This is a genomic window from Sphingomonas rhamnosi (genome assembly GCF_036663615.1).
Classification (GTDB): domain Bacteria; phylum Pseudomonadota; class Alphaproteobacteria; order Sphingomonadales; family Sphingomonadaceae; genus Sphingomonas.
This window is the reverse complement of the sequence record NZ_JAXOJJ010000013.1, coordinates 1-22,198: the sequence shown is the minus strand read 5'-3', so window position 1 is coordinate 22,198 and position 22,198 is coordinate 1. Positions and strand designations below refer to the sequence as shown.

Annotated in this window: 38 protein-coding genes and 1 tRNA gene; 28 read left to right on the top strand and 11 right to left on the bottom strand. The window is 64.7% G+C overall.

Annotation, left to right across the window (positions count from 1 at the left end; genetic code table 11):
* Nucleotides 1-87 precede the first annotated feature (87 nt).
* Genes U1701_RS17765 through U1701_RS17750 form a run of 4 tightly spaced genes read left to right on the top strand, consistent with a single transcriptional unit; the run spans nucleotide 88 to nucleotide 3,162 of the window.
* Entirely contained in the window at nucleotides 88-657 is a 570-nt protein-coding gene (locus U1701_RS17765) for a CvpA family protein (protein ID WP_332783911.1), read from the top strand.
* A complete protein-coding gene (locus tag U1701_RS17760; RefSeq protein WP_332783910.1) occupies nucleotides 654-1,082 on the top strand; it encodes an iron-sulfur cluster assembly scaffold protein in 429 nt (142 codons plus the stop codon). Before U1701_RS17765 ends, U1701_RS17760 begins: the two co-directional genes overlap by 4 nt.
* Entirely contained in the window at nucleotides 1,082-2,839 is a 1,758-nt protein-coding gene (locus U1701_RS17755) for a cation:proton antiporter domain-containing protein (RefSeq protein WP_332783909.1), read from the top strand. Before U1701_RS17760 ends, U1701_RS17755 begins: the two co-directional genes overlap by 1 nt.
* Nucleotides 2,836-3,162, top strand: coding sequence for a DUF423 domain-containing protein (locus U1701_RS17750; protein ID WP_332783908.1), 327 nt, complete (start codon nucleotides 2,836-2,838; stop codon nucleotides 3,160-3,162). The genes U1701_RS17755 and U1701_RS17750 overlap by 4 nt, the downstream gene beginning before the upstream one ends.
* Nucleotides 3,163-3,277: 115 nt before the next feature.
* Here the strand turns inward: U1701_RS17750 and U1701_RS17745 are convergent, their stop codons facing one another.
* The 3 genes from U1701_RS17745 to U1701_RS17735 are packed head-to-tail and all read right to left on the bottom strand — an operon-like array spanning nucleotide 3,278 to nucleotide 5,078.
* Entirely contained in the window at nucleotides 3,278-3,418 is a 141-nt protein-coding gene (locus tag U1701_RS17745; protein WP_332783907.1) for a DUF2256 domain-containing protein, read from the bottom strand.
* Nucleotides 3,418-4,518, bottom strand: coding sequence for a 3-dehydroquinate synthase (gene aroB / locus U1701_RS17740; protein WP_332783906.1), 1,101 nt, complete (start codon nucleotides 4,516-4,518; stop codon nucleotides 3,418-3,420). Before aroB ends, U1701_RS17745 begins: the two co-directional genes overlap by 1 nt.
* On the bottom strand, nucleotides 4,515-5,078 hold the full coding sequence (locus tag U1701_RS17735) for a shikimate kinase (RefSeq protein WP_332783905.1): 564 nt from the start codon (nucleotides 5,076-5,078) through the stop codon (nucleotides 4,515-4,517). Before U1701_RS17735 ends, aroB begins: the two co-directional genes overlap by 4 nt.
* Between U1701_RS17735 and U1701_RS17730 the strand changes: the two genes are divergently transcribed.
* The 4 genes from U1701_RS17730 to U1701_RS17715 all read left to right on the top strand — a co-directional run bounded on the left by U1701_RS17730 (nucleotide 5,077) and on the right by U1701_RS17715 (nucleotide 8,958).
* Nucleotides 5,077-5,289 (top strand): hypothetical protein, encoded by a 213-nt coding sequence (locus tag U1701_RS17730; protein WP_332783904.1) that lies wholly within the window; start codon nucleotides 5,077-5,079, stop codon nucleotides 5,287-5,289. The genes U1701_RS17735 and U1701_RS17730 overlap by 2 nt on opposite strands.
* Nucleotides 5,290-5,413: 124 nt before the next feature.
* Nucleotides 5,414-7,060, top strand: a complete 1,647-nt coding sequence (locus U1701_RS17725; protein WP_443026094.1) for a hypothetical protein — start codon at nucleotides 5,414-5,416, stop codon at nucleotides 7,058-7,060.
* On the top strand, nucleotides 7,057-8,001 hold the full coding sequence (locus tag U1701_RS17720) for a tyrosine-type recombinase/integrase (protein WP_332783902.1): 945 nt from the start codon (nucleotides 7,057-7,059) through the stop codon (nucleotides 7,999-8,001). The genes U1701_RS17725 and U1701_RS17720 overlap by 4 nt, the downstream gene beginning before the upstream one ends.
* 9 nt (nucleotides 8,002-8,010) lie before the next feature.
* Complete coding sequence (locus tag U1701_RS17715) at nucleotides 8,011-8,958, top strand: acetyl-CoA carboxylase carboxyltransferase subunit alpha (RefSeq protein ID WP_332783901.1); 948 nt, start codon at nucleotides 8,011-8,013, stop codon at nucleotides 8,956-8,958.
* 68 nt (nucleotides 8,959-9,026) lie between these two features.
* On the opposite strand, the gene U1701_RS17710 is transcribed toward U1701_RS17715, so the two are convergent.
* Both U1701_RS17710 and U1701_RS17705 read right to left on the bottom strand, forming a co-directional pair.
* The gene (locus U1701_RS17710) at nucleotides 9,027-9,200 is read right to left on the bottom strand and encodes a Flp family type IVb pilin (protein ID WP_332783900.1); all 174 of its coding nucleotides are present in this window, start codon (nucleotides 9,198-9,200) and stop codon (nucleotides 9,027-9,029) included.
* A 133-nt stretch (nucleotides 9,201-9,333) separates the two neighbouring features.
* A complete protein-coding gene (locus tag U1701_RS17705) occupies nucleotides 9,334-9,537 on the bottom strand; it encodes a Flp family type IVb pilin (protein WP_332783899.1) in 204 nt (67 codons plus the stop codon).
* Between the two features lie 32 nt (nucleotides 9,538-9,569).
* Here U1701_RS17705 and U1701_RS17700 point away from each other — a divergent pair, with 32 nt between their 5' ends.
* Both U1701_RS17700 and U1701_RS17695 read left to right on the top strand, forming a co-directional pair.
* The gene (locus tag U1701_RS17700) at nucleotides 9,570-9,989 is read left to right on the top strand and encodes a (deoxy)nucleoside triphosphate pyrophosphohydrolase (protein WP_332783898.1); all 420 of its coding nucleotides are present in this window, start codon (nucleotides 9,570-9,572) and stop codon (nucleotides 9,987-9,989) included.
* 79 nt (nucleotides 9,990-10,068) lie between these two features.
* Nucleotides 10,069-10,142, top strand: a tRNA-Cys gene (locus U1701_RS17695).
* A gap of 4 nt (nucleotides 10,143-10,146) precedes the next feature.
* Here the strand turns inward: U1701_RS17695 and U1701_RS17690 are convergent.
* Together U1701_RS17690 and U1701_RS17685 are read right to left on the bottom strand one after the other, a co-directional pair.
* Entirely contained in the window at nucleotides 10,147-11,382 is a 1,236-nt protein-coding gene (locus tag U1701_RS17690) for a tyrosine-type recombinase/integrase (RefSeq protein ID WP_332783897.1), read from the bottom strand.
* A gap of 1 nt (nucleotide 11,383) precedes the next feature.
* A complete protein-coding gene (locus U1701_RS17685) occupies nucleotides 11,384-11,992 on the bottom strand; it encodes an Arc family DNA-binding protein (protein WP_332783896.1) in 609 nt (202 codons plus the stop codon).
* A gap of 147 nt (nucleotides 11,993-12,139) precedes the next feature.
* Between U1701_RS17685 and U1701_RS17680 the strand changes: the two genes are divergently transcribed.
* Entirely contained in the window at nucleotides 12,140-12,352 is a 213-nt protein-coding gene (locus U1701_RS17680) for a MerR family transcriptional regulator (protein ID WP_332783895.1), read from the top strand.
* Between the two features lie 75 nt (nucleotides 12,353-12,427).
* Here the strand turns inward: U1701_RS17680 and U1701_RS17675 are convergent, their stop codons facing one another.
* Nucleotides 12,428-12,559: a hypothetical protein gene (locus U1701_RS17675; RefSeq protein ID WP_332783894.1), complete on the bottom strand. Its 132-nt coding sequence runs from the start codon at nucleotides 12,557-12,559 to the stop codon at nucleotides 12,428-12,430.
* On the opposite strand from U1701_RS17675, the gene U1701_RS17670 reads away from it, so the two are divergent.
* The 11 genes from U1701_RS17670 (at nucleotide 12,558) to U1701_RS17620 (ending at nucleotide 18,186) form a co-directional block, all read left to right on the top strand.
* On the top strand, nucleotides 12,558-12,761 hold the full coding sequence (locus U1701_RS17670) for a hypothetical protein (RefSeq protein WP_332783893.1): 204 nt from the start codon (nucleotides 12,558-12,560) through the stop codon (nucleotides 12,759-12,761). The two genes, U1701_RS17675 and U1701_RS17670, sit on opposite strands and share 2 nt — an antisense overlap.
* Complete coding sequence (locus tag U1701_RS17665; RefSeq protein ID WP_332783892.1) at nucleotides 12,758-13,051, top strand: hypothetical protein; 294 nt, start codon at nucleotides 12,758-12,760, stop codon at nucleotides 13,049-13,051. Before U1701_RS17670 ends, U1701_RS17665 begins: the two co-directional genes overlap by 4 nt.
* Complete coding sequence (locus U1701_RS17660; RefSeq protein WP_332783891.1) at nucleotides 13,048-13,308, top strand: hypothetical protein; 261 nt, start codon at nucleotides 13,048-13,050, stop codon at nucleotides 13,306-13,308. The genes U1701_RS17665 and U1701_RS17660 overlap by 4 nt, the downstream gene beginning before the upstream one ends.
* Nucleotides 13,309-13,522: 214 nt before the next feature.
* Complete coding sequence (locus U1701_RS17655; protein ID WP_332783890.1) at nucleotides 13,523-14,506, top strand: CHC2 zinc finger domain-containing protein; 984 nt, start codon at nucleotides 13,523-13,525, stop codon at nucleotides 14,504-14,506.
* The gene (locus U1701_RS17650) at nucleotides 14,503-16,035 is read left to right on the top strand and encodes an AAA family ATPase (RefSeq protein ID WP_332783889.1); all 1,533 of its coding nucleotides are present in this window, start codon (nucleotides 14,503-14,505) and stop codon (nucleotides 16,033-16,035) included. Before U1701_RS17655 ends, U1701_RS17650 begins: the two co-directional genes overlap by 4 nt.
* Nucleotides 16,032-16,457: a hypothetical protein gene (locus U1701_RS17645; protein ID WP_332783888.1), complete on the top strand. Its 426-nt coding sequence runs from the start codon at nucleotides 16,032-16,034 to the stop codon at nucleotides 16,455-16,457. The genes U1701_RS17650 and U1701_RS17645 overlap by 4 nt, the downstream gene beginning before the upstream one ends.
* Nucleotides 16,457-16,714 carry a hypothetical protein gene (locus tag U1701_RS17640; RefSeq protein ID WP_332783887.1) on the top strand — a complete coding sequence of 86 codons (258 nt, stop codon included), beginning with the start codon at nucleotides 16,457-16,459 and terminating at the stop codon, nucleotides 16,712-16,714. Before U1701_RS17645 ends, U1701_RS17640 begins: the two co-directional genes overlap by 1 nt.
* Entirely contained in the window at nucleotides 16,711-16,944 is a 234-nt protein-coding gene (locus tag U1701_RS17635) for a hypothetical protein (RefSeq protein ID WP_332783886.1), read from the top strand. Before U1701_RS17640 ends, U1701_RS17635 begins: the two co-directional genes overlap by 4 nt.
* Nucleotides 16,934-17,167: a hypothetical protein gene (locus tag U1701_RS17630; RefSeq protein WP_332783885.1), complete on the top strand. Its 234-nt coding sequence runs from the start codon at nucleotides 16,934-16,936 to the stop codon at nucleotides 17,165-17,167. The genes U1701_RS17635 and U1701_RS17630 overlap by 11 nt, the downstream gene beginning before the upstream one ends.
* Nucleotides 17,168-17,178: 11 nt before the next feature.
* Complete coding sequence (locus U1701_RS17625; RefSeq protein WP_332783884.1) at nucleotides 17,179-17,364, top strand: hypothetical protein; 186 nt, start codon at nucleotides 17,179-17,181, stop codon at nucleotides 17,362-17,364.
* A 27-nt stretch (nucleotides 17,365-17,391) separates the two neighbouring features.
* Entirely contained in the window at nucleotides 17,392-18,186 is a 795-nt protein-coding gene (locus tag U1701_RS17620; protein WP_332783883.1) for a hypothetical protein, read from the top strand.
* On the opposite strand, the gene U1701_RS17615 is transcribed toward U1701_RS17620, so the two are convergent.
* Nucleotides 18,183-18,578, bottom strand: coding sequence for a hypothetical protein (locus tag U1701_RS17615; protein WP_332783882.1), 396 nt, complete (start codon nucleotides 18,576-18,578; stop codon nucleotides 18,183-18,185). The two genes, U1701_RS17620 and U1701_RS17615, sit on opposite strands and share 4 nt — an antisense overlap.
* 163 nt (nucleotides 18,579-18,741) lie before the next feature.
* On the opposite strand from U1701_RS17615, the gene U1701_RS17610 reads away from it, so the two are divergent.
* On the top strand, nucleotides 18,742-18,969 hold the full coding sequence (locus tag U1701_RS17610; protein WP_332783881.1) for a hypothetical protein: 228 nt from the start codon (nucleotides 18,742-18,744) through the stop codon (nucleotides 18,967-18,969).
* On the top strand, nucleotides 18,969-19,670 hold the full coding sequence (locus U1701_RS17605; RefSeq protein ID WP_332783880.1) for a P22-gp17 family phage DNA ejection protein: 702 nt from the start codon (nucleotides 18,969-18,971) through the stop codon (nucleotides 19,668-19,670). The genes U1701_RS17610 and U1701_RS17605 overlap by 1 nt, the downstream gene beginning before the upstream one ends.
* A 114-nt stretch (nucleotides 19,671-19,784) precedes the next feature.
* On the opposite strand, the gene U1701_RS17600 is transcribed toward U1701_RS17605, so the two are convergent.
* A complete protein-coding gene (locus tag U1701_RS17600) occupies nucleotides 19,785-20,015 on the bottom strand; it encodes a hypothetical protein (protein WP_332783879.1) in 231 nt (76 codons plus the stop codon).
* Nucleotides 20,016-20,220: 205 nt separating this feature from the next.
* On the opposite strand from U1701_RS17600, the gene U1701_RS17595 reads away from it, so the two are divergent.
* The 3 genes from U1701_RS17595 (at nucleotide 20,221) to U1701_RS17590 (ending at nucleotide 21,360) form a co-directional block, all read left to right on the top strand.
* Nucleotides 20,221-20,601 (top strand): hypothetical protein, encoded by a 381-nt coding sequence (locus U1701_RS17595; protein ID WP_332783878.1) that lies wholly within the window; start codon nucleotides 20,221-20,223, stop codon nucleotides 20,599-20,601.
* Nucleotides 20,602-20,653: 52 nt separating this feature from the next.
* A complete protein-coding gene (locus U1701_RS18800) occupies nucleotides 20,654-20,944 on the top strand; it encodes a DUF6894 family protein (protein ID WP_443026093.1) in 291 nt (96 codons plus the stop codon).
* A gap of 146 nt (nucleotides 20,945-21,090) precedes the next feature.
* Nucleotides 21,091-21,360: a hypothetical protein gene (locus tag U1701_RS17590; RefSeq protein WP_332783877.1), complete on the top strand. Its 270-nt coding sequence runs from the start codon at nucleotides 21,091-21,093 to the stop codon at nucleotides 21,358-21,360.
* Here the strand turns inward: U1701_RS17590 and U1701_RS17585 are convergent.
* The gene (locus tag U1701_RS17585; RefSeq protein ID WP_332783876.1) at nucleotides 21,357-21,752 is read right to left on the bottom strand and encodes a hypothetical protein; all 396 of its coding nucleotides are present in this window, start codon (nucleotides 21,750-21,752) and stop codon (nucleotides 21,357-21,359) included. The genes U1701_RS17590 and U1701_RS17585 overlap by 4 nt on opposite strands.
* On the opposite strand from U1701_RS17585, the gene U1701_RS18795 reads away from it, so the two are divergent.
* A complete protein-coding gene (locus U1701_RS18795) occupies nucleotides 21,681-22,028 on the top strand; it encodes an HU family DNA-binding protein (protein WP_443026092.1) in 348 nt (115 codons plus the stop codon). The two genes, U1701_RS17585 and U1701_RS18795, sit on opposite strands and share 72 nt — an antisense overlap.
* Nucleotides 22,029-22,198: the final 170 nt, after the last annotated feature.

Below are 22,198 nucleotides of genomic sequence, written 5' to 3'. Positions count from 1 at the left end.
TCTCCCCCTGGGCGAAGAAGATCGGAAGAAGGCCGACCGAACGTCGCCCACTAGCCCTAAGCCGCCCGCGTCCCTATTCCCTACCCCATGAACCTGACCGCGCTCGATATCGTCGTCCTCATCGCCGTTGCAGGGTCCGCGATCCTCGGGCTGATGCGCGGGTTCGTCACCGAGGTGCTGTCGTTGTTCGCCTGGGTCGCGATCGTTGCGGTGTTGAAGCTGTTCCATGTGCCGCTCGCGGCGATGCTGAGCCCGGTCGTCGGTACGCCCTCCGGCGCGGCCGTGGCGGCGTTCGCGCTGATCGCCGGCGTCACCTATATCGGCGGGCGCCTTGTCGCCAACGCGATCGGCAAGCGCACCCGCACCTCGATTCTCGGCCCGGTCGATCGCGCCCTTGGCTTCGGCTTCGGTGCGCTCAAGGGGTTGATCCTCGCGAGTCTCGCCTTCCTGCTGACGACGTTGGTCCTCGATACGTTGCACGGTGGCCCCTCGCGTCGGCCAAGCTGGATGACGACGTCTCGCACCTATCCGCTGCTCAACGCGACCAGTGCCAGCATCGCCGATTTCGTCGACCGCCGCCGCCGCGGTCTGCCGGTATTCGGCGCGCGCAAGTCGGCCGCCCCCACCACCGTCAATTCGAGCGAGCCAAGCCTGTGAGCGCCCCCCTCTACAATGCCGAAATCCTGCGGCTGGCCGCATCGATCCCCCATCACGAACGGCTCGAAAACGCCGACGCGACCGTTGAAAAGCGTTCGGCGATCTGCGGCAGCCGGGTGACCGTCGACGTCGCGCTCGACCAAGCGGGCCGTGTCGGCGAAGTCGGGATGCTGGTCCGCGCCTGCGCGCTGGGGCAGGCGTCGTCTTCGCTGCTCGCCGCCAACGTGGTCGGCCGCACCCCCGAAGAAGTCGCTGCGGCGCGCGACGCGTTGACCGACTGGCTGGCGGGCAATGGCGAGACGCCCGACTGGCCCGGCATCGATATCTTCACCCCCGCGCTCGACTATACCGCGCGGCATCCTTCGATCCGCCTGGCGTTCGAAGCGGCCGCCGAAGCTGCGGCGACCGCGCAGGCCGCACGCTGATGGAGGAGGGGGCGACGTCGCTGCTCCGGGATGGCGTGGTCCTGCTCGGCGCGGGTCTTGTCTTCGTCCTGCTGTTCCGCAAGCTCGGGCTCGGCGCGACGCTGGGCTATCTCGTCGCAGGCGCGGTGGTCGGCCCGCATGTCCTGGGACTGGTCGGCGACGCCGAAGCGAAGCTCGGGATCGCCGAGCTCGGCATCACCCTGCTGCTGTTCCTGGTCGGTCTGGAACTCAACCCGACGCGGCTGTGGCGGATGAAATCGGAAATCTTCGGGGTCGGGTTGCTGCAGGTCGTGGCGTGCGGCCTGGCGATCACCGGGATCGTCTGGCTGGCCGACTTCTCGCCGACTGCGGCGCTCGCGCTCGGCCTGCCGCTCGCGCTGTCCTCGACCGCGCAGGTGCTGCCGATGCTGCAGTCGTCGGGCCGCATGCGCACGCCGTTCGGCGAGCGCGCCTTCTCGATCCTGCTGTTCCAGGACCTGTCGATCGTCCCGCTGATTACGATCGTCGCGGCGATGAGCCGCAACCCGGCCGACGCCAATGCCCCGCCGGGATGGCTGCTGGCGGTCTACACCGTGCTGGCGGTCGGCGGGTTGATCATCGCCGGTCGCTTCCTGCTCCGGCCGTTCTTTCGGCTGATCGGCAACCTTGGCGAGCGCGAGATGTTCGTGTTCGCCGGGCTGTTCACGGTCATCGCCAGCGCTGCGATCATGGAGATGCTCGGCCTGTCGACCGCACTCGGCGCGTTCATCGCCGGGGTGATGCTTGCCGACAGTCCGTATCGTCACGAACTAGAGGCCGACGTCGAGCCATTCCGCTCGATCCTGCTCGGCCTTTTCTTCCTCGCGGTCGGCATGCTGCTCGACCTGCAGGCGATCGCCGATCGGCCGGTGTTCGTGCTGGCGATGGCCGCCGCGCTGATCGCGACCAAGACCGGCGTGATCATGGCGATCGGCATGGCGTTCAAGATGACGTGGCGCCAGGCGTTCGCGCTCGGGCTGCTGCTCAGCCAGGGCGGCGAGTTCGGTTTCGTGCTCTTCGCGCAGGCGCAGGCCGGCTACCTGATCGCGCCCGAGGCCGCGAGCCTGTTCGGCGCGATCATCACGCTGTCGATGGCGACGACGCCGTTCCTGATGGGAATCACCAAACGCTTCCGCGCCGAGCCGAGCGCCCCGGGCGGCGAGCGCGACGGGCCAAAGCCCGACGGCGCGAATGCGATCATCGTCGGCTATGGGCGGTTCGGCCAGACCGTCGGTCAGATGCTGTTGCAGCAGGGTATCCCGGTAACGTTGATCGACACCGATATCGAGATGATCGACATCGCCAAGGAATTCGGCGCGAAGGTCTATTATGGCGACGGCACGCGGCTCGACCTGCTGCGCCAGGCGGGCGCGGCGGAGGCCGAACTGATCTGCTTCTGCATGGACGGCGACCAGATCGAACAGACGACGCTCGATGGTATTCACGAGGCGTTCCCCAAGGCGTCGATCTATGTCCGCGTGTTCGACCGCCGCGCGCTGGTGAAGTTGAAGAAGACGTCCGCGGATTACGTAGTTCGCGAAGTGCTCGAATCCGCGGTCAAGATGGCGCGCATCGCGCTGCGCGGGCTCGGCGTCTCGCCCACCGACATCGACCGCGCCGAGGACAAGTATCGCGCCAAGGACAAGGAACGCCTCGCGATCCAGATCGAAGCCGGCGACATCCGAGCGGCGCGGACCGAGACCGCCGAACGCTTTCCATGGGGGAATGAACCGCGATGATCCTAATGGTTCTGGCGGCGCTGTCGGGCGCGCTTGCGGTCGCCGCGGGTGCGTTCGGTGCGCACGGCGCAAGCGGCAACGCGGCCGAGTGGTTGCGCACCGGAGCGCAGTATCAACTGATCCACGTCGTCGCCGCACTGGTTGCGGTGCAGATGGGCCACAAGGGCCCGGCCTGGCTGTTCGTGGTCGGCGCCGCGATCTTCGCGGTCACGCTCTACGCGATGGCACTGGGTGCACCGCGTTGGTTCGGCGCGATCACCCCGATCGGCGGCGCGCTATTGATCGGTGGCTGGCTGTGGCTGGCCTGGAGCGCGCGGGGCTGATGCTTCCGCCGCCTATTCCGTCATCCTGACGAAAGTCAGGATCCAGAGCCAAGCAGCGCTGCGTTCGTTACCCTGGATCCTGACTTTCGTCAGGATGACGGGAGGGGGAGCACGCCTACCGCTTCTTCCGGCACGCATCCGAACAGTAAATCACACTGTTCCAATCCCGCGCCCATTTCTTGCGCCACGTAAACGGCCGTTCGCACGCCGGGCAGGTCTTGGTCGGCAGATCCTGCTTCTTGACGCCGTTTGGCATCAGCGCGGCTGTGCGTCGAGGAACGTCTCGACGTCGCGCAGGTCGACGGTCTTGTCGAGATAGGTCTGGCCGATCCCGCGCGCGAGGAGGAAGGGCAAGGTGCCCGCCGCCATCTTCTTGTCGTGCCGCATGTGATCGACCAGCCGCGCCCCACTCGCCGAGATGCGCGCCGCGGCGAGCCCGTCGGGCAGTCCGACGCTGCGCCAGTGCGATGCAACGCGCGTCGAATCCTGCCCCGAACACAGACCCTGCGACGCCGAAAACCCGAACGCTAGTGCGCAACCTGCGGCGACGCCTTCGCCATGGATCAGCGCTTGTGAAAACCCGGTCTCCGCCTCCAGCGCATGGCCGAACGTGTGGCCCAGATTGAGCAGCGCGCGCGTGCCGTTGGTCTCGTGTTCGTCGGCCGCCACGATCCGCGCCTTGGCGGAAACGCTGTGCGCTATCGCGTACTCACGCAATTCCAGGTCGCCGGCCAGCAACCCCGCGCCGTTCGCCTCGCACCATTCGAAGAACGCGAAATCGTCGATGAGCCCGTATTTGACGACCTCGGCATAGCCCGCGCGCAGCTCGCGCGAGGGCAGCGTGTCGAGCACCGCAGGATCGATCAGCACCAGCGCCGGCTGATGGAACGCGCCGATCAGGTTCTTGCCGGCGCGTGTGTTGATCGCGGTCTTGCCGCCGACCGAGCTGTCGACTTGCGCCAGCAGGCTGGTCGGGATCTGCACGAACCCGCAGCCGCGCTTCAGGATCGCGCAGGCGAACCCGACCAGGTCGCCGATCACCCCGCCGCCCAGCGCGATAACATGGTCGCCCCGCTCGATACCCAAATCGAGCAACCGGTCGCACAGCGTTTCCAGCGTCGCCCAGCTCTTGCTGCCTTCGCCGGGCGGCAACACGATCGCCTCGCTCGCGACCCCCGCGGCGGTCAGCGACGCCTGCAGCGTGGCCAGGTGCGGTGCCAGGTTCGCATCGGTGACGATCGCCATCGTCCGCCCGCGTGCGAGCGGCGCGAGATGCTCTGCGGCGCGCGCCAGCAGCCCGGCCTCGATCAGGATCGGATAGGTCCGCGCGCCTAGATCCACGGTGATCGTCTTCATAACTGGAGCGCTTTCAGGATCGCGGCGACGGTCGCCTCGTGCGGCGCCTTCTGGCTGACGATATGGATGTTCGCCTGCGCGTAGATCGGGTTGCGGACGCGCGCCAGTTCGGCAAGCACCTCCTTTGCGTTGCGGTTGCGCAGCAGCGGGCGGGTGTCCCGCCGCCCGACGCGTTCGGCCAGCACTTCGGGCCGCGCGCTCAGCCAGATCGAGGTCGAAGCGGACAGGATCAGCGCGCGCGTCTCGTCGTTGATGAACGCGCCGCCGCCGGTGGCGATCACCTTGGGCGTGCCGTCGACCAGCCGTGCGATCACGCGTCGCTCCCCATCGCGGAAATACTCTTCGCCGAACCGTTCGAAGATCTCGGCGACGGTCATGCCGGCCGCCGCCTCGATCTCATGGTCCGCGTCGACGAACGGCAAGCGCAGCCGATGCGACAGGCGGCGGCCGACCGTGGTCTTGCCGACGCCCATCAGCCCCACGAGCACGATCGGCCGATCGAGCACCGTTCGCGGCTTGCCCGCCGGAGAAGCAGGATCGGGGTTGTGGCTTTGCAACATGCTGGCACCGCTATACAGCGGCGTCGCGCGGTGGGAAACGCTGCGCGCGTTATCCTCCCGTCGTCTAAGGTTCGCCATGTCCCGCCTGCTTCTTTCGGTCATCGTTATCCTCGTCGTGGTCGTTGGCGGCTTGTTCCTGCTCGCCGGTCGCGCGACTGAGCGTCCGCAGACCCGCGTCGAAAAGGCCGTGACGCTTGCGAACCTTTCCTAAGCTTTCGCTGGCGGCGCTCGCTGCCGTCGGCGGGCTTGTCGCGCTGGCGCCGGCGATCGGGCAGGATAAGCCTGAATCGATCCTGCCGCCGGGCTTCGGCGAAACGCCGGCGCCGCCGCCCACTATGCCGCCGCCGCCCGCGCGTCCGACCGGACCGGTGCCGCCGACGGCGACCGTGCAGCCGCTCCCATTGCGGCTTCCCATGCCGTCCGCGTCACCATCGGCCACGCCAAGCGCGACGCCGACGGTCGACCCTGCCGTGCTCGCGCAATATGAGATGCCTGCGTCCGCGCGGCGGTCGCTCGACCGTATCGGGCCGGCGGGTGGGGGCGGGATCGCCGCAGACGCGTTCGGGACCGCAGACGGGCGCTATGTCGAACGGCTGATGCGGCACCTGACCGCGCCGCTGCCGTCGCGCTGGATGTCGATCCTGCTGCGCCGGACACTCGCGTCGCAGATCGATACCCCGCGCAACGTCAACGGCGCGGATTTCGCCGCCGAACGCGGCTGGCTGTTGCTGCGGATGGGCGAATCGGTCGCCGCACGCGCGGTGGTGCAGGGAGTCGATACCGACAATTACACGCCGAAACTCTACCAGGTCGCGATGAACACCGCGCTTGCCAATGGCGATCCAGGCGGGCTGTGTCCGCTGGTCGACGGCGCCATGCGGACCGTGCCGGCGCGGGGCTGGACGATGGCACAGGCGATGTGCGCCGCGCTGTCGGGCTATCCGGCGCAGGCCGGACCGTTGCTGACCACCGCGCGTCGCCGCGGTGTCGCCAGCGGGATCGATCTGCTGCTGGCGCAGAAGGTGATCGGCGCGGGCGCGCAAGGACGCCAGGCGGTGACGATCGAATGGGACGGCGTCGATCAGCTGACGACGTGGCGGTTTGGGCTGGCGATGGCGACCGGGGTGCCGGTGCCCGACGCGCTGTATGAGACCGTGGGACGGCAGGTAACCTATTGGCGGGCGCTGTCGCCGAGCATGACGCTCGCCGACCGGCTGGGCGCAGCGGAAGCGGCAGCGGGGCAGGGCGTGCTGTCGAGCGCGGCGCTGGTCGATCTCTATGGCGCCGCCACCGACGACGACAGCGTCCAGAGCGCGACGACCGCGATCGCGCGCGACCTGCAGACCGCCTATGACGATCGCAACGCCGATGCGCGGATGGCCGCGCTGCGCCAGATCTGGGGCGATGCCACCGTACGGCCGTCCTATGCGCGGCTGGTGCTGACGGCGCGCGCCGCGGCGCGGATGCCAGTGGCCAAGGACAAGGTCGAAAACGACCGTCTGGTGGCGTCGATGCTGTCGGCCGGGCTCGACCGTACCGCCGCACGTTGGCGGTCGAGCGTCGAGACGGGCAGCGACGCCTGGGCGATGATCCTGCTTGCCGATCCCGACGACAATGGCCGGGTCAGCTATGGCGATCTCGCCGCCTATTCGGGTGGCGAGGGTGATTCGGCGCTCAAGCAACGCATGTTGTTTGCGGGCCTCGCCGGGCTCGGGCGCTTGGCACCGGCGGACGTCGAACGCGCCGCGCAGGCGCTCGACGTGCGGATCGGCGCCGAGAACAGCTGGACGCGCGCGCTCGATTCGGCGGCCCGCGCGGGACAGGTCGGCACGGTCGCGCTGCTGTCCGCGGTCGGGATGCAAACGCCGGGCTGGAAGGGCGTGCCACCCGAGGCGCTGTACCGGATCGTCGGCGCATTGCGCGCGGTCGGGCTCGACGGCGAAGCGCGGATGATCGCCGCCGAGGCGATCGCACGCGCGTGACCGGGCCTACGAACCGGCTGTCCGATCAAGGGCTGATCGACCGGTTCCTGGAAATGATGACGGCCGAGGCGGGCGCCGCCCCCAACACGGTGGCGGCGTATCGCAGCGATCTGACGCTCGCGTCGCGGACGCTGGATGGTGGCCTCGCCGCCGCCGATGCCGACGCGTTGACCCGGCTGTCGGGCGGCTGGGCGACGTTGTCGCGATCGACCGTCGGGCGCAAATCCGCGTCGCTCAGGCGGTTCTTCGCGTTCCTGGCGGATGAGGGGCACCGCGCAGACGATCCCGGTCAGGCGCTTCCTCGACCGGGAACCGCGCGACCGCTACCGAAAATCCTGGATCACGCCGACGTCGACCGGCTGTTCGCCGCCATCGCCGAGCGCCTCGCGCGGCCCATCGGCGATCCGAACGACCTGCGGCTCGCGGCCTTGGTAGAGCTGCTTTACGGCTCGGGGTTGCGCGCGACCGAACTCGTCAGCCTGCCGCGCGGCGCGGTGCATCCCGACCGGCCCTTCCTGATCCTGCGCGGCAAGGGTGGGCGCGAGCGGCTGGTGCCGATCTCGGACCGCGCGCGCGCTGCGGTGGCGGTATGGCGAACGCACGTCGCCGAGGACAGCCCGTGGCTGTTCCCGTCGGGCCAGCGACACCTCTCACGAATCCGCCTGTATCAGCTGGTCAAGGCGTTGGCGGCGGACGCCGGCATCCCCCCCGACCGCGTTTCGCCGCACGTCCTGCGCCACGCGTTCGCGACGCATCTGCTCGAAGGCGGCGCCGATCTGCGCGCGCTGCAGTCGATGCTCGGCCATGCGGATATCGCGACCACCGAAATCTATACGCACGTCGATTCGAGCCGGCTGGTTGCGCTCGTCAACACGCGCCACCCCCTGTCGGACATGCCCGACCGGCCCGCCCGCGTTGACGTTCCGGCGCGCGCGCCGTAACCGCCGCCGATGCCAAGCTTCCTCGACTTCGAGAAACCGATCGCCGAGCTCCAGGGCCGGATCGACGAACTCCGTGATACCGCCGCCGAAGGCAGTGTCGATCTCACCGCGGACATCACGCGTCTGCAGGCCAAATCCGACAAGCTGCTGAAGGATACCTTTGCCAGGCTGACGCCGTGGCAGAAGACGCAGGTCGCGCGCCATCCCGAGCGTCCGCACTTCAAGGATTACGTCGCCGCGCTGTTCGACGAGTTCGTCCCGCTCGCGGGCGACCGTGCGTTTGGCGACGATCAGGCGATCATCGGCGGCTTCGCCAATTTCCGCGGCCGCAAGATCATGGTGCTGGGGCACGAGAAGGGCGACGACACTGCCAGCCGGCTCCGCCACAATTTCGGCATGGGCAAGCCCGAGGGATACCGCAAGGCGATCCGGCTGGTCGAGCTCGCCGACCGGTTCGGCCTGCCGATCGTGACTCTGGTCGACACATCGGGCGCGTTCCCCGGAATCCAGGCCGAAGAGCGCGGCCAGGCGGAAGCGATCGCGCGCTCGACCGAGGCATGTCTCGGTGCCGGCGTGCCGATCGTCAGCGCGATCGTCGGCGAGGGCGGTTCTGGCGGCGCGGTCGCGCTCGCCGCGGGCAACCGCGTGCTGATGTTCGAACACGCCGTCTATTCGGTGATCAGCCCCGAAGGTTGCGCCTCGATCCTCTGGCGCACCGCCGACAAGGCGCCCGAAGCTGCCGAGGCGATGAAGATCACCGCGCAAGACCTGAAGGCGTTCGGCGTCATCGACGATATCGTCCCCGAACCGCTGGGCGGCGCGCATCGCGACCCGGCCGGTGCGATCGCCACGCTGGGGGACGCCTTGTCGAGCGCGCTCGCCGATCTGGGCCATCTGTTGCCCGCCGAACTACGCCGGGACCGCCAGGCGAAATTCCTCAAAATGGGTCGCCTGTAACGCGGGCATGGAAAAGGCGGCGGAACCGGAGTTCCGCCACCAACCCATTCGATCGGTCGATCGTTGGATTACGAGACCGCACCACCGAGCTTGGTCGAGACGTTGTTGAACGTCTTGTTGAGCGAGGTGCCCAGACCCTGCATGGCTGCGATGGCAGCAACCGCGATCAGCGCGGCGATCAGGCCGTACTCGATTGCCGTTGCGCCCTTGTTGTTCTTAAGGAACTTGCGAATCGTCTTCATTCCGGTCTCCATCAAAAGTGTTTCAGTCACCCGGCTGGACCGGACAGGCCGGGTCAGCAGAATGGGTGATAGACACGGCGGGTTGATAAAGGTTTAAGCGCGACCATAGAATTTGAGGCGACCGCATGCCGCATCAGTGCGCGGCGATCACCTTGTCACTGACGGTGTTCCACATCCGGCTGGTACTGTTGCCAAGGCTGGTGATCCCGACGATCAGAGCCACCGCGATGAACCCCAAGATCATGCCATATTCGACCGCGGTCACGCCGCGGCCGTCCCGGACGAGACGGACAAGGGTGCGCGCGATGCGGGTTATCACGGGCGTGGGGACATCCATGCCAGCGGGCATAAGCTAAATAAAATTAAGGAATGACCAAGATGCCAATCCCGCCGCTGCTACTGCCCGTCGTCGCGGCAGCACTGGTCGACGCCGACGGGCGGGTCCTGCTGCAACAGCGACCGGCGGGCAAGTCGCTGGCAGGGCTCTGGGAGTTTCCGGGCGGCAAGATCGAGACCGGCGAGACGCCCGAAGACGCGCTGATCCGCGAACTTGCGGAAGAGTTGGGGATCGCGGTGCCGCACGCGTGCCTGGCGCCTGCGGCGTTCGCCAGGGCAAGGCTCGGCGACCGCCATCTGCTGCTGCTGCTGTTCATCACCCGCAAATGGAGCGGCGTGCCCCGCGCGCTCGAGGCCGATGCGCTGAAGTGGGTGCGACCGGCCGAGATGCACGCGCTGCCGATGCCGCCGGCGGATCGCCCGCTGATCGGGTTGCTGGACGCGTTGATCTAGGGTTCTGTGCGCCAGTGCGAAAACTCGGGGTTGACCGAACGACAAAACCCCCGCATTTGCGCCGCCTTCACGCGATCGAGGCCCGATGGCGGAGTGGTGACGTAGAGGACTGCAAATCCTCGCACCCGGGTTCGATTCCCGGTCGGGCCTCCAATCGCTAAGCTGCTGATTTACCGCGCTTGATGTGAACGATCTTACCGCGAACCGTCCGCCCCTTTTCCAAGGGCGTGTGTAAATCCTGTGTAAGCGTGTCGGGAATGTTCGTGCTGAGCGCGTCAATCGCCGCGTCGATGTGGAGACCGTGGACGTGCGTATATCGCAGCACCATCGCCAGCGTTTTGTGCCCGCTGATGCGCTGAATGGTTGGGAGGTCGACACCCGCCTTTACCAGCCGCGTGATCGCCGTGTGGCGCATGGTGTGCGGCGTCACCTTGTCAGGGTCTAGCGCGGCCCTCACGACGGACCGAGCGAAGGGGCGGGCCATGTTCGTCCGGTGCCCGTGTTTCGCCTGCTTGGCGTTCAGCGTCGGAAATACCCAACCGTCCTGATCGTTCTCCATTCTGCGTTGGCGTTGCAGCGCGTCTGCCAGCACGGCGGTGATTGGCTGCTCGCGCTGGCCGGCCTTGGCTTCGGGGATGAAGATACGGCGGTTGGCGAAGTCGATCTGGTCGTAGCGAACCTGCAGGATCTCGCGGTGACGCATCGCGGCGTTGAGCCCGAAAGCCACGAACAGCCATACGCGTCCGTCCTGGTCGCCGATCGCGCCCTGCATCAAATCCTCGCTCTGCTGGTCGGTAAGGATCGTGATCGTCTTGCGGGCCTCGGCGGACTTCGGGATAGCCGGCACTGCCTCCTGCTTGATCCACTTCCATTCCACTGCCGAGCTGAGCATGTGGGAAAGCGTTGCCATCTCGCGGTTCACCGTCGCCTCGCTGGCGCCTGCGGTGGTGCGAGCCTTGCGATACTTTTTCAGGCCAAACTCTGAGAGCTTGTCGAGCCGTTCTTTGCCGAGCGCGGGCTTGAGGTACATGCGGAGCTGGCGCTTCTTGATCTTGACGTTCTTCCCGTCGCTTTCCTCTAGCCGCTTTATGTACTCGTCGGCGGCTTCGGCGAACGTTTGGTGAGCCTTTCGACCGGTGGGCAGGTCAAGCCGACCTTCGCGTGCCTTGGTTCGGAACGACTCTATGGCGCGCTCAGCCTGCTCGCGCGTCACGCCCTCGCTTTCGCGACCGACGACGCGATGGATACGCACCCCGTCGACCATGACGTTGACAGTGTAGCGGACATCGCCGTTGGCTTGGCGCTCCGCAACTATGCCGTGTTCGGCCAGCTTGCCGCCGGGAGGCAAAGCCCGAATGGCGGGGCGGGTGAGGCGGGCAAACTTTATCGCCATATTAAGGGCGCTTTCTTAACCGTGCGATCTGGTCGCGCTGTTCGCGTATTTCCTCAAAGACTATGCGCCCGCGGTCTGCTTCTCTATTGAGTTCCGCCGTCAGCTCGTCATTTTTCCGGTTCACGTCGCTTAGCATCTTGTCCAAGTCGGCGGGCATCGTTTCTTTCCATTTGGCCGCGTCAGGAAATATTGACGCGGGAAGGCGATCGTTCAATACGTCGCCAGCAAAACTTACCGCCAGAGTAAGTCCTCGCGTCTCGACGATCGTCTCTCGCACGCGCGCCGCATACTCCGGCGGGCACGGCATCCGGTCCGCGACGGCTTCGGCAATTGCGAACCGCACGGCGCCATACGTCCGCAGATCGTCGGTCCAAGCAAGCCCTGTTGCCGCCTCAATCGCCACAATTTCGGCGGTGATTGAGGCGAGGAAGGCTGCTGTCGCTGCACTACCAGCGACCTGATCTTGAGCGAGCGAAGCCTCTAGCCGGCGTAGAATTTCACTGTTTAGCGAGGCACCGTTGATGCTGGCCGCTTCTGCGAGCCTGTCCCGCAGGTCTTCGCTAAACCGAAGTTTTAGCTGAAGCTCTTTTGTTTGCGTCGCGTCGGCCATGTCAACTCCTCGGGTGGTCCTCATCCATAATCGTCCGCAACTTACCGTGTCAACCTGTATGGGGTCAATTTGGCCCCAAAGGTATTGACGGGGCCGTTTTCATGCCATAATTCCGGTGGGGCCAGAATGACCCCACAGGAGATCTTCATGACCGAAGTCAACATCGCTATCCTTCCCGATGGACGGGTGTCGCGAAGGGATGCCGCTAGCTTTCTCGGCTATCAGCCTAAGACGCTCGCCGAATGGTACAGGCTAGGTAAGGGGCCGCGGTCGCGAATGGTCGGCGGCCGGCGCTTCTACCATATTGACGATCTGCGCACGTTCGCGACCAGCACCACGCTTTCCCCTGAGGGGGCGTGATCGGTTATGGCACCCGCACTGAGGACCGTGCCCGTTGATGCACGAAGCCGCCCGGTCGGGCGGACCGGACGGCTCCTAAATTGTCAGCTGGCAGGCGACGACGAAGGAAATAACACCGAGGCGCTGCGACTGCAACGGCTTCGGTTGTTCGGCATCATCGGCCAGCGCGCCGCACTCATCGCAGGCATTGCCTGGGACGTGCGCCATGGCTGAGCCGTTCCCCACATACCGCGACGCGGCGCGTGCCCTGATCCTGCACCCCGCGCCCAAGCTGACGACGCGCAGCGGGCAGTTCTGCGGCGGTCTCATGTTCTCGGTCGAGCCGCTTACGGGCAAGCAGGAGCGCTGGCTGGCCGATCTGTTGCGCAAGCATGACTTGCCGCCGCTATCCGGGGAGACGGGCAAGTGAGCCGGCATCTTACCGACACCAGCGCCGCCGCTTATGCGGGTATCGCCGATATGGCGAGCCATCTCCGCGCGATCGTGCACCGGACACTTTACGACCACCCGGCTGGCCTTACCGTTGATGAGGTTTGCTCGCTCGCCGGGTATCCGCGGTACTCGCTGCAGCCTCGCTTTACCGAGCTGCGCCACAAGGAGATGATCCGAGACACCGGCCTACGTCGGCGTAACGTCTCGGGCGCAAAGGCGATCGTCTGGCGCGCAACCGTCATCGATCAACAGGGCAGCGCAGCATGACAGCGGCCAGCAAGCGTAACCTGTGTATCGTCCTGCGGCAGGTCGAGGGACCGAATTGGTGCGTCGTGCGCCGGGAATTGCGCGGGGGTAAGCTGTCGTTCGTCAACCGCATCGCTACGGCTCGTCCGTACAAGGCGGCTCGACCGATCGCGGTGGAGTTCGCCAAGGCCGAAGGGTTACACCTCGGCATCGAAGCGACGGGGAAGCGCATTCGCCGGTTCGATCCGGTGCATGACATGCAGGAGCCTCGGCCATGACTGCGGTGGTCATCCCATTGCCTGGCTTGGCTGTGCACATTTGGCGGAGCGCTAGCGGCTGGTTCGGCGTCGACACCGTCCGCGGCAACGTGGATCCGGACTTTCCGCCTGAAGGGGCAGAGTTGTTCGAAGATCATGCCAACGCCGACGCCCGCGCTTCTGCGATACAGGATCGTACCGGGCTCCCCGTCATATCTCATCTGAGGAGTTTCTGATGCCCCAGATGGACAACGCGGCATTCGCCGCGATCGTGCAGCAGGTCCGCGACCGCTTCCCGGTGTCGGGCGTCGCCACCAAGGCCGGTGTGAAGCTGCACCGGGCGGGGCGCGAGTATAAAGGCTGCTGCCCCTTCCATCCCGATAGGACGCCTTCGCTCACCATCTACGCGCACGATCGGCGGTTTCAGTGCTTCGGTTGTGGTGCGCAAGGAGACGTCATCGACTTCGTCATGCTCGCCTATGGGGTGAAGACCCGCGAGGCGATCGGCATGCTGGATGGCGGTGCGCTCGGCGAACTTGAGCAGCAACGTGCGCCCGCTAAGTCCAAGGCCGACATGCGCCCGGTCGCGCAGCGGATCGTCAAGGAGTCGGTGCCGATCGAAGGGACGCCGGCTGCCATCTATCTGCGGTCGCGCGGGATCACGATCGATCTGCCACATACGTTGCGGTTCACTCGCCTCGCTCCGCCAAAGATCGAGGGCAACGGTGTCCTGGCAGCGAACGGTCCGGGGCTGCTGCCGACGCTGATCTCGATCGTCACGGACGCGGCCGGAGAGCTCGTCGCGCTGCAGCGCACGTACCTGACCGAGGACGGGCGAAAGGCAGCGGTGAAAGCGACCGAGACCGATCGCAAGCCTAAGGTGAAATACTCCCTCGGGAACGTCATAGGCGGCTCTATCCAGCTCGGGCCAGCGTCGGCGAGCATCTTGGTCTGCGAGGGACTGGAGGACGGGCTTACACTGGCGCAAGGTTTGGGGCGCTCGGTCTGGGTCGCGGCAGGTACGTCGATGATGCCGGCCATGATCTTCCCACCTGCTGTTCGGTCGGTCGTCATCGGCGCGGATGGTAATGCACCTGGTGAAGCGGCGGCGCAGAAAGCGGCCGAAGCTTACACCGCGTTGGGCCTTTCAGTTCGTATCATGAGACCAACGCCGCCCTTCGTCGACTTCAACGCCGAATTGATGGGGGTGCGGTCATGAACGCAACCGCGATGCAGGCGAGCTACGAAGACGCCCGCCCGTTCTGTCCCACCCCGTTAATCGGCGGCGGAGCACAGAAGCCGAAGCCGGAACCCGTCAAGGTCGTCGCCACGCCCTACGTCTGGCGTGATCCGACCACGATCCGGCCCCGCGAATGGGTCTATGGCCGGTCGATCCAGCGCGGCCATGTTCGGGCAATCCTTGCGCCTGGCGCGGCGGGCAAGACCATCCTGAGTGTCGGTGAGGCGCTTGCGATGGCGACGGGCCGCAACCTGCTCGGCCAGGAGGTTCCTGGCGGCCCGAAGCGGGTCTGGCTCTGGAACCTTGAGGACGATGCCGAGGAGCTGGCCCGCATCATCCAGGCGGCGTGCAAGCACTGGTCGATCGGTCCCGAGCATATCCGCGATCATCTGTTCGTCGACAGTGCCTTGGAAGGCGCGATCCTCAAGCTGGCGACGTCGACCGCAGCGGAAGGGCTCGTGATTAACCGCCCCCTCGTCGCCGGTCTGACGGACGAGCTGCTGGACCGTGGCGTCGACTATCTGCACGCCGATCCCTTCGTTTCGTCCCATTCGGCCAACGAGAACGACAACATGGAGATCGACTCCATCGCCAAGGAATGGGCGATGGTAGCGAAGAACGCCAAGTGCGGGATCGGTTTGGCGCATCATGTTAGCAAGGCCGGCGCCGCAGAGGTTACCGCTTTGTCCGGCCGCGGCGCGGTCGCACTCATTAACGCCTGCCGGTCGGTGCTGGTCCTCAATCGCATGGGTGAGGAAGAGGCGCGGATGTGGGGTATCGAGGGGGAGCGCCGCCGCCGCTTCTTCCGGGTGTACGACGACAAGAACAATCGCGCCCCGCCGAGCGACAAGTCCGACTGGTACACGATGGCGTCAGTGAGCCTTGGTAACGGCGTAAACGATGACGGCGACAACATGGGCGTCGTTATCCCGTGGTCGCCACCAGACGCGTTCGAGGGCGTCACCGCCGACCACCTGCTGACCGTGCAGCATGCAATCGACCGTGTCGCCAACGCACAGCGTTACCGTGCCGACGCTCAGGCTAAGGCGTGGGTCGGCAAGGTCGTCGCCGACGTGTTCGGGCTCAGCGCTGACAGCAGCGTGAAGGCTGATCGGGCCCGCATCAACAAGATGCTCGGCACCTGGTTCGCTACCGGCGCGCTCGTGAAGGTCGATGGCAAGGACGACAAGAGCAACGACCGGACCTTCGTCGAGGTCGGAACTTGGGCGCTTCAGGACGTTCGCCCCACCTCGTCAGGTGAGGTGAGGACAGGTGGGGAAGGTGGGGGACCAAATCGTCCTCACCCCACCTGCCCCCCTATAGGGGCAGGGGTGGGGAAAGGTGGTCCACGGGTAGAATGCGAAGGTGGGGAAAACACAGGTGGGGAAGCCGAGGCGGCGCCCCGCACCCCGACGGTCTTCCCTGCAGGCAATCCCGCACTCCGCTCAATCCTCGCACCCAGTGAGACCGGCAAAGAACCAATCCCAGGATACGAGGACTTCGAATGACCGAGCCGCGAAACGACCGCGAATATACGCGAGGCAAGCCGTTCGAGGCCGGCAACCCGGGTAAGCCGAAAGGCGCGCGCTGCCGGGCGACGATGGCAGCCGAGGCATTGCTGGCAGGCGAAGCGGAGGGGTTAACCCGCAAGGCGATCGAGATGGGCCTCGAAGGTGATACCGTCGCGCTTCGTCTCTGTCTCGAACGCCTGGTGCCTCCCCGCAAAGACTCGCCGATAACGATCGAACTACCCCCGATCACGTCCGCGGCCGATGTTGTCAGCGCATCCGCCGCAGTCCTGAGCGCCGTCGGGGCAGGGGAGATCAGTCCGGACGAAGCCGGGCGCGTCATGGCCCTGCTGACCGCGCACAAGAACATCGTCGAGACAGGCGATCTGGAACGCCGCATCGCGGCATTGGAGGTGAAGTGATGACGCGTTCTCTCGACCCCCGCATCCGTCGTCTCGAACTGCGTGACGATGATCTCGACCAGCAGCGACGCCAGGCGGAAGACGACGCGGCGGCGTTCAGGGCGCGCATCGGTGCCATGGCAGCCGGATACACTCACGAGGACAGGGACTCCGATCCTGCGACCCTCGCGAACTGGTCGCCGGCAATGCGCGTGGCATGGGCCGTCCGGTTCGCACCGAATACCGTTGGCTCACTAATCCAGGAGCATTTGGCATGACGAGGACTACACTAAGCCGGCGCGTTGGCGCGCTCGAACAAGCCCAACCAGCAACCTTGCCATTCTCCCTGCGGCGCTGGCTGGGCGAGAAGTTGACCGGTGACCAGCACTACCTTGCCGATGTCGAAGAGGGGGCCAACAACCGCTTCATAGGGCCACCCGATCACGGACGCCTCGATGCGGACATGCAAGACTGGCTTTCCGCGCGGGGAGATAATCATGCGTCTTGATGCACGTATCGCCCGGCTCGAGGCTACCGGACCCGGTGCCTTCCTCAGCGTCGACGATTGCGACACAGCCTGCGCCCGATACGCAGAAGCCCACGCTTCCATGATCATGTCCTTCCCCAACGCCATGCCCCCAGCCGCCTACCGCACTGCGCTCGAAACCACCCGCGACCCTATGCACCAGCGGGTCTTCGCCTGCTGGATGCGGGGCGACGAAGACCTTTGAAAGGACCTGTGATGACGATGATCAACCTGACCCGCCGTATGGAGAAGCTCGAAACCGAGGCGCCGGGGCAAGGCCCCATGGTGCGTGTTCTGTTCAAGAGGAATGGCGATCCTGACCCGGTCGCCGATCCGCCGCTTTTGCCATCCGAGCGCGCGATCGTCGTGAATTTCGTACCACCCTTGTCGACGTCGCGTTGAGCCGGTCTACGTAAGGTAGGAGGCGACATGACAGCGACGATCGACGTTTACTCACTCGTGTTCACCAAGGCCGATCTCGATGCCGCGCCAAGGGCAGAGCGGCTGTTCTACCTGATGGCGACTGGCCTCGCCAACGAAGTTCAGATGCTGAACAAGACGCTGGCGGTCGTCGTTGAGTCTGCTGATGGCGGCCAGCGCATCGTCAACCAAGCGAACAGCGCCTTCGCCATGCTGATCCTCCGCATACTATCAGGCCGCTTGTGGGAGGGGTGGGGCGTCATCAGCGGGGCGTCGGGATGGCTACGATCTGCTTACGAGCCGAGCATGAGTGCCGTTGGCGTCGCCGCGCTCAGAGACCTTCGAACCATATTCAACCAGAAGGGCGGATCGTTCCTCAAGCGGCTGAGGGATAAGGACGCATTCCATTCTGACGCGGAGGCAGTCGAGGCGGCATACGACAAGATGCGCTCGGACGAGGAACTGGGTGAGTACATTTGTCGTACCGTGGGCAACACGCTGCACTACAGCGCGGAGCTGCTGCACTACCGGACGCTTTCTCATATAACCGGCGAACCCGATCACGAAGCGGCTGTGCGCCTTCTTCTCACCGAGACGCAGCGGCTAACTCCGCTGTTCAACGACGTGATCAACGCGTTCGTGCTGGTCTTCGCGGAACGGTATCTTTCGGCAGGTTTGGCCAGGATGAAGGACGAGCGGGAGACATTGGTAGTTGGCTCGTTCGAAGATCAGCGCTTGTCGTTTTTCTCGAAGCTGCCCGGCAACCAAAGGACCCAGGAAGATACTGCAGTTGATCTAGCCTAGAACGCGGGCTTGGTCTTGCTCCGTGCGATTATGTGCCGAGCCGTCTTCAAGTCCGGATCGTTCTCGCCGCGGAGCAGGACCCACAGGATTAGGCCAGCCAAGAGGAACGGCGCGAGCGCGAACGGCAAACTCATTATCCAACCCACGATCCGGGCGAACCCAACCCATGATGGCTGAGGCACGACAATGCCCAACCAGCCGAGTGCATCTCGCCAGGTGAGATCGGGCCACTGTCCAGACTTGAGCCACTCAGCGCCCTGCCATCCTAAAATTGCAATCGACGCACCAACGAGCGCTAGAACAGTGAACAGCACCTGGCCAAAGTGCGCCGTCCAAAAGTCATCGCGTTTGATCAGTCGCCGTTGTCGAGCACTGAGCATGGGCGCGTTCATAATGTGGTCTCCGATTCGGTAGCGATCCTATCACGCGGCGCTGTGGTGCCGATCCTCAATTAATTGCAGGTATTGTGATACCCGTTGCGTTTAGGTACAGTGAGGCATCGGACGCTGACGCCTGCTCCGGGGCACATCTCCCATTTCGGAGAGTGCTTTGCCGTTGGCCAGCGAACTCAACACGAACAACCGCCTGCTACCCGCGGCCCTCGCCAGCGGCGCGCACGCGTTCCTCAGCGAAGCCAGCGCTTCTGCAGATCTCCCATACAGCGCGGTAAAGGCTCGCCTCGATCGTTTGCCCGCAGACGTCATGCCGCTCCTACTCGGTGCCGAGGGATGGACCATCATCGCCAACGCTATCGGCATCTCCTTCGCCCCGACGGTGCACTGATGGGATTGTTCTCGGTAATTTCGGGGATCATCGGCGGCGGCTCGATGAAGAAAGCCAGCCAGAAGGCGATGGAAGCGCAAACCGCCGCCGCCAACCGCGGCATCGATATCCAGCAGAAGCAGTACGAGACCACCCGCGCTGACTACATGCCCTACACCCAGGCGGGCGTGAAAGCGATCGGCGGGTACGGCGACCTGCTGGGGACGAACGGCGCGGATGCCGAAGCAGCTGCGGTCGCGCAGTTGCGGAACTCGCCCTTCTTTCAACAGAATCTGGACGACGCGAACGAGAACTTGCTCCAGACCGCCTCCGCGACTGGTGGTGTTCGTGGCGGCAACACGGCCGGCGCGGTCGGCGAACTTAGCCCCAAGCTTCTCCAGCAGTATTACCAGCAAGCGATGACAGGTTACGGCAACCTAGCGCAGCTTGGCCTTGGTGCCACGGGTTCAGTCTCGAACGCCGACCTATCGAATGCGAACGCTGCGACCTCACTGACGGGTCAAATCGGACAGGCACAGGCCACCAACTACCTGACCAAGGGCGGCATTAACGCTGCCAACTGGAACAACGTCGGCGGCTTCCTTGATCAGGCCGCGTCGGCGTTCCTTCCGATCGGGTTCGGCGGGATCACGGCGGCTAGCACTGCCAAAACGCAGGGGGCATCGCTCGACCTGATCAACGCGCACAAGAGCATCTTTTGATCCGAGCTGTCTAAACCACCCAAGCGTATCACCGCCGCGAAAATGGCTTATTCGGCCCGGATGCTGCGGTGGCCGATATGCGAGCGGGGATTCTTACCAGCGCCGTTCCCGTACTTATGGTGCGCTATCGGGCGCCTCGTCATCACCACGGATCGATAGGTTGTCGGCGGCATCATCGACATGTCGGTCGCTCGCGAGTGAGTCCGGTGTGTCGTCGCTGATTGCATCGGTATCTTCAACGCTGGAGCCGCCGGGCGCAACGCCCTCATCGCTCTCCATATTGCCCTCAACGTACGGCTCGCCAGTCGTCTCGCGCTCGATGTCGGTGTTCGGGTCGGTCGGCATGGTGTGCTCCTATCGTTACCTGTGATCAACGCGCTGGTACACCGATTGAGCCGACATGGGCGGAGTGAGATACCAATCTCACCCCGTACCACCTATGTTCTGCGAAACCGATAAGCAGGCGAGCATGAGAATACCCCTAGCAGCAGTAGAGCGCGTCCCAATCGGTGCGCGGATTGTGAACGTCGAACGGATGTCTCGCGCGTTCGTGAAGTACCACCTGGACGACGGGCGTGCGCTGCATCGCTTCACACGTGAAGAGCCGCATGCGACCCCGCACGATCATCCGTTTGCGTTCGAGACGACAATCCTTGACGGCGGGTATGTCGAGGAGGTTTTCACGTTCGACGAATATGGCTGGCGCGGGACTTTGGCGCATCGGCTCCCCGGTGAGACGTACCGCATTGATGCCACGCACATCCACCGCATCATCGAGCTGCCGCAGCGTGAGTGCTGGACCCTGGTGCGCGCTGGTCATCACGAACGTGAGACGCGGTTCTGGCGGTTCGGCGACGACGTTCGGTCCCGGGCATGGCACGAGAGGAGGTGGATCCGGCATGGTTCGTGCTCGCAGCCGGATCGAAACTGATAGCGTCGAGTTAACCATGGACTGATCACCCGCAGGCAACCGAAGGCTACTGATGCCCCGTTTCTATTTTCACACCGAGACAGACGTCCGATCGACTGACACAGAGGGTATGGAGTTTTCGGGATACGAGGAAGCGAAGCATCAGGCGATCCGCACCGCGGGAGACCTAATGCGCGAAACCCCACAAGTTTTCTGGGGCTCGCGTCCGTGGAGCGTATCGGTGACCGACGCGACAGGACTGATCATGTGGGAGATCTACCTGGACGGCCAGACTTCCGCGGCGGGACGAGCCCTTGAGCCTAACCGCAACGCGGAAGACGCGGATAGCCCCACCATAGTTTAACGAAATTTCGTCGCCCGCTCAGCAGAACGCAGGCGGATCGACCCTGGGCTAAAGGGTGGCGCATGATTAGCGGACGGGGGTTGCAGCGGGTTGCCGTGTGATTGCATTGGACATAGATTCTGCCCCGTTAAGCCGAGGAGTCGTGGATGAGGTATGTGCTTTGCGCGACCCTGATGCTGGTTTCAGCAGAGGGAATGGCCCACCCGGGCCGGCAGAACGTGTCGACGTCGCTCGTACCGTTTCCGACGCGGCTGTTTCCCGAAAGCGGCTGGCGCTCTGTTCATCCGTCGGCGGATGACGGGAAGATTTGTCTGACTCGCAAGCGCAACGGCGCGCAGGAATGTCGAACTCGCGCGAGCTGGGAAAAGGTGGCGTTTCGTCTACGGGCGAAAGCCGATCCGGCCCTGCCTCATTAGTATAGAACCCGGGAACTGCTATCGACGTACCGATGCCGCTCGCGCACGAGGTCGACCGCCTTCGCAATCACCGCCTTCTGCGCCTTCGTTCCTGTCAGATGCAATGCCCAGTTTGACTGAGCGTTGAAGGCGATTGAGAGCTTTTCGACCTCGCCGAGCGCCTTTCGCCATTTCGCTTCATCACCGCCAGCCGCGCCGACGATCACTTCGAGCAGAAGGTCGCGTAGCTCTTCAGGGGCGTGGACGCTACCCTGACTTATCCGGCGCGGCCGTGCGGGTTTTGACTTCTTTAGCATGTTGAAGCAGTATCTTCGATTATCATGATACGGAAAGAGTTGATCCGGCGCATTGTGGATAAAAATCCATCGCTTAGGCCTGAGCAGGTCGAACAATGCGTGCGCAGCGTTTTCAGTTGCATTGCTAAAGGATTGTTAGCTGGGGACCGCGTTGAGCTCAGGGGCTTCGGTGTATTCTCTGTTAGGTCCCGTAGGGTAAGAATGGGACTGCAGGCCGGCGCTAGCGCACAGACTGTGTATGCTTCGTATCGCGTACCGCACTTCAAAGCCAGCCGTATGCTGCTTCCGACAATTCAGACAAGAGCTTCGACGGACAGAATTCCCGCGAACATACCACGCCAGCTAGGTCGAGTAACAGGCGGGCGACGATAAATGCGCCGGCTTCGTCTGCTCCGTTGACCTCGACCGCTGCGCGCAAGGGTGGGAGTCCCAACCTTTCGATCACGCCCCCCATTCTGGTCCTTCCTCATCAGGATAGAACGCGCCAGCGGGGAGCAACGTAGCGCTGCTCACGCACCAGATCAGCGGCCGGCATGCCCCGA

What these genes read in the sequence shown, in the direction of transcription:
- U1701_RS17590 (WP_332783877.1), top strand. Translation starts at nt 21,091, where the DNA reads ATGAGGTATGTGCTTTGCGCGACCCTGATGCTGGTTTCAGCAGAGGGA.
- U1701_RS17620 (WP_332783883.1), top strand. Translation starts at nt 17,392, where the DNA reads ATGACAGCGACGATCGACGTTTACTCACTCGTGTTCACCAAGGCCGAT.
- U1701_RS17650 (WP_332783889.1), top strand. Translation starts at nt 14,503, where the DNA reads ATGAACGCAACCGCGATGCAGGCGAGCTACGAAGACGCCCGCCCGTTC.
- U1701_RS18800 (WP_443026093.1), top strand. Translation starts at nt 20,654, where the DNA reads ATGCCCCGTTTCTATTTTCACACCGAGACAGACGTCCGATCGACTGAC.
- U1701_RS17640 (WP_332783887.1), top strand. Translation starts at nt 16,457, where the DNA reads ATGACGCGTTCTCTCGACCCCCGCATCCGTCGTCTCGAACTGCGTGAC.
- U1701_RS17680 (WP_332783895.1), top strand. Translation starts at nt 12,140, where the DNA reads ATGACCGAAGTCAACATCGCTATCCTTCCCGATGGACGGGTGTCGCGA.
- U1701_RS17735 (WP_332783905.1), bottom strand. Translation starts at nt 5,078, where the DNA reads ATGTTGCAAAGCCACAACCCCGATCCTGCTTCTCCGGCGGGCAAGCCG.
- U1701_RS17710 (WP_332783900.1), bottom strand. Translation starts at nt 9,200, where the DNA reads ATGAAGACGATTCGCAAGTTCCTTAAGAACAACAAGGGCGCAACGGCA.
- U1701_RS18795 (WP_443026092.1), top strand. Translation starts at nt 21,681, where the DNA reads ATGATACGGAAAGAGTTGATCCGGCGCATTGTGGATAAAAATCCATCG.
- U1701_RS17660 (WP_332783891.1), top strand. Translation starts at nt 13,048, where the DNA reads ATGACAGCGGCCAGCAAGCGTAACCTGTGTATCGTCCTGCGGCAGGTC.
- U1701_RS17765 (WP_332783911.1), top strand. Translation starts at nt 88, where the DNA reads ATGAACCTGACCGCGCTCGATATCGTCGTCCTCATCGCCGTTGCAGGG.
- U1701_RS17675 (WP_332783894.1), bottom strand. Translation starts at nt 12,559, where the DNA reads ATGGCGCACGTCCCAGGCAATGCCTGCGATGAGTGCGGCGCGCTGGCC.
- U1701_RS17635 (WP_332783886.1), top strand. Translation starts at nt 16,711, where the DNA reads ATGACGAGGACTACACTAAGCCGGCGCGTTGGCGCGCTCGAACAAGCC.
- U1701_RS17605 (WP_332783880.1), top strand. Translation starts at nt 18,969, where the DNA reads ATGGGATTGTTCTCGGTAATTTCGGGGATCATCGGCGGCGGCTCGATG.
- U1701_RS17685 (WP_332783896.1), bottom strand. Translation starts at nt 11,992, where the DNA reads ATGGCCGACGCGACGCAAACAAAAGAGCTTCAGCTAAAACTTCGGTTT.
- U1701_RS17730 (WP_332783904.1), top strand. Translation starts at nt 5,077, where the DNA reads ATGCTGGCACCGCTATACAGCGGCGTCGCGCGGTGGGAAACGCTGCGC.
- U1701_RS17615 (WP_332783882.1), bottom strand. Translation starts at nt 18,578, where the DNA reads ATGAACGCGCCCATGCTCAGTGCTCGACAACGGCGACTGATCAAACGC.
- U1701_RS17750 (WP_332783908.1), top strand. Translation starts at nt 2,836, where the DNA reads ATGATCCTAATGGTTCTGGCGGCGCTGTCGGGCGCGCTTGCGGTCGCC.
- U1701_RS17745 (WP_332783907.1), bottom strand. Translation starts at nt 3,418, where the DNA reads ATGCCAAACGGCGTCAAGAAGCAGGATCTGCCGACCAAGACCTGCCCG.
- U1701_RS17670 (WP_332783893.1), top strand. Translation starts at nt 12,558, where the DNA reads ATGGCTGAGCCGTTCCCCACATACCGCGACGCGGCGCGTGCCCTGATC.
- U1701_RS17625 (WP_332783884.1), top strand. Translation starts at nt 17,179, where the DNA reads ATGACGATGATCAACCTGACCCGCCGTATGGAGAAGCTCGAAACCGAG.
- U1701_RS17600 (WP_332783879.1), bottom strand. Translation starts at nt 20,015, where the DNA reads ATGCCGACCGACCCGAACACCGACATCGAGCGCGAGACGACTGGCGAG.
- U1701_RS17725 (WP_443026094.1), top strand. Translation starts at nt 5,414, where the DNA reads ATGCCGCCGCCGCCCGCGCGTCCGACCGGACCGGTGCCGCCGACGGCG.
- U1701_RS17645 (WP_332783888.1), top strand. Translation starts at nt 16,032, where the DNA reads ATGACCGAGCCGCGAAACGACCGCGAATATACGCGAGGCAAGCCGTTC.
- U1701_RS17715 (WP_332783901.1), top strand. Translation starts at nt 8,011, where the DNA reads ATGCCAAGCTTCCTCGACTTCGAGAAACCGATCGCCGAGCTCCAGGGC.
- U1701_RS17700 (WP_332783898.1), top strand. Translation starts at nt 9,570, where the DNA reads ATGACCAAGATGCCAATCCCGCCGCTGCTACTGCCCGTCGTCGCGGCA.
- U1701_RS17705 (WP_332783899.1), bottom strand. Translation starts at nt 9,537, where the DNA reads ATGGATGTCCCCACGCCCGTGATAACCCGCATCGCGCGCACCCTTGTC.
- U1701_RS17630 (WP_332783885.1), top strand. Translation starts at nt 16,934, where the DNA reads ATGCGTCTTGATGCACGTATCGCCCGGCTCGAGGCTACCGGACCCGGT.
- aroB (WP_332783906.1), bottom strand. Translation starts at nt 4,518, where the DNA reads ATGAAGACGATCACCGTGGATCTAGGCGCGCGGACCTATCCGATCCTG.
- U1701_RS17755 (WP_332783909.1), top strand. Translation starts at nt 1,082, where the DNA reads ATGGAGGAGGGGGCGACGTCGCTGCTCCGGGATGGCGTGGTCCTGCTC.
- U1701_RS17655 (WP_332783890.1), top strand. Translation starts at nt 13,523, where the DNA reads ATGCCCCAGATGGACAACGCGGCATTCGCCGCGATCGTGCAGCAGGTC.
- U1701_RS17690 (WP_332783897.1), bottom strand. Translation starts at nt 11,382, where the DNA reads ATGGCGATAAAGTTTGCCCGCCTCACCCGCCCCGCCATTCGGGCTTTG.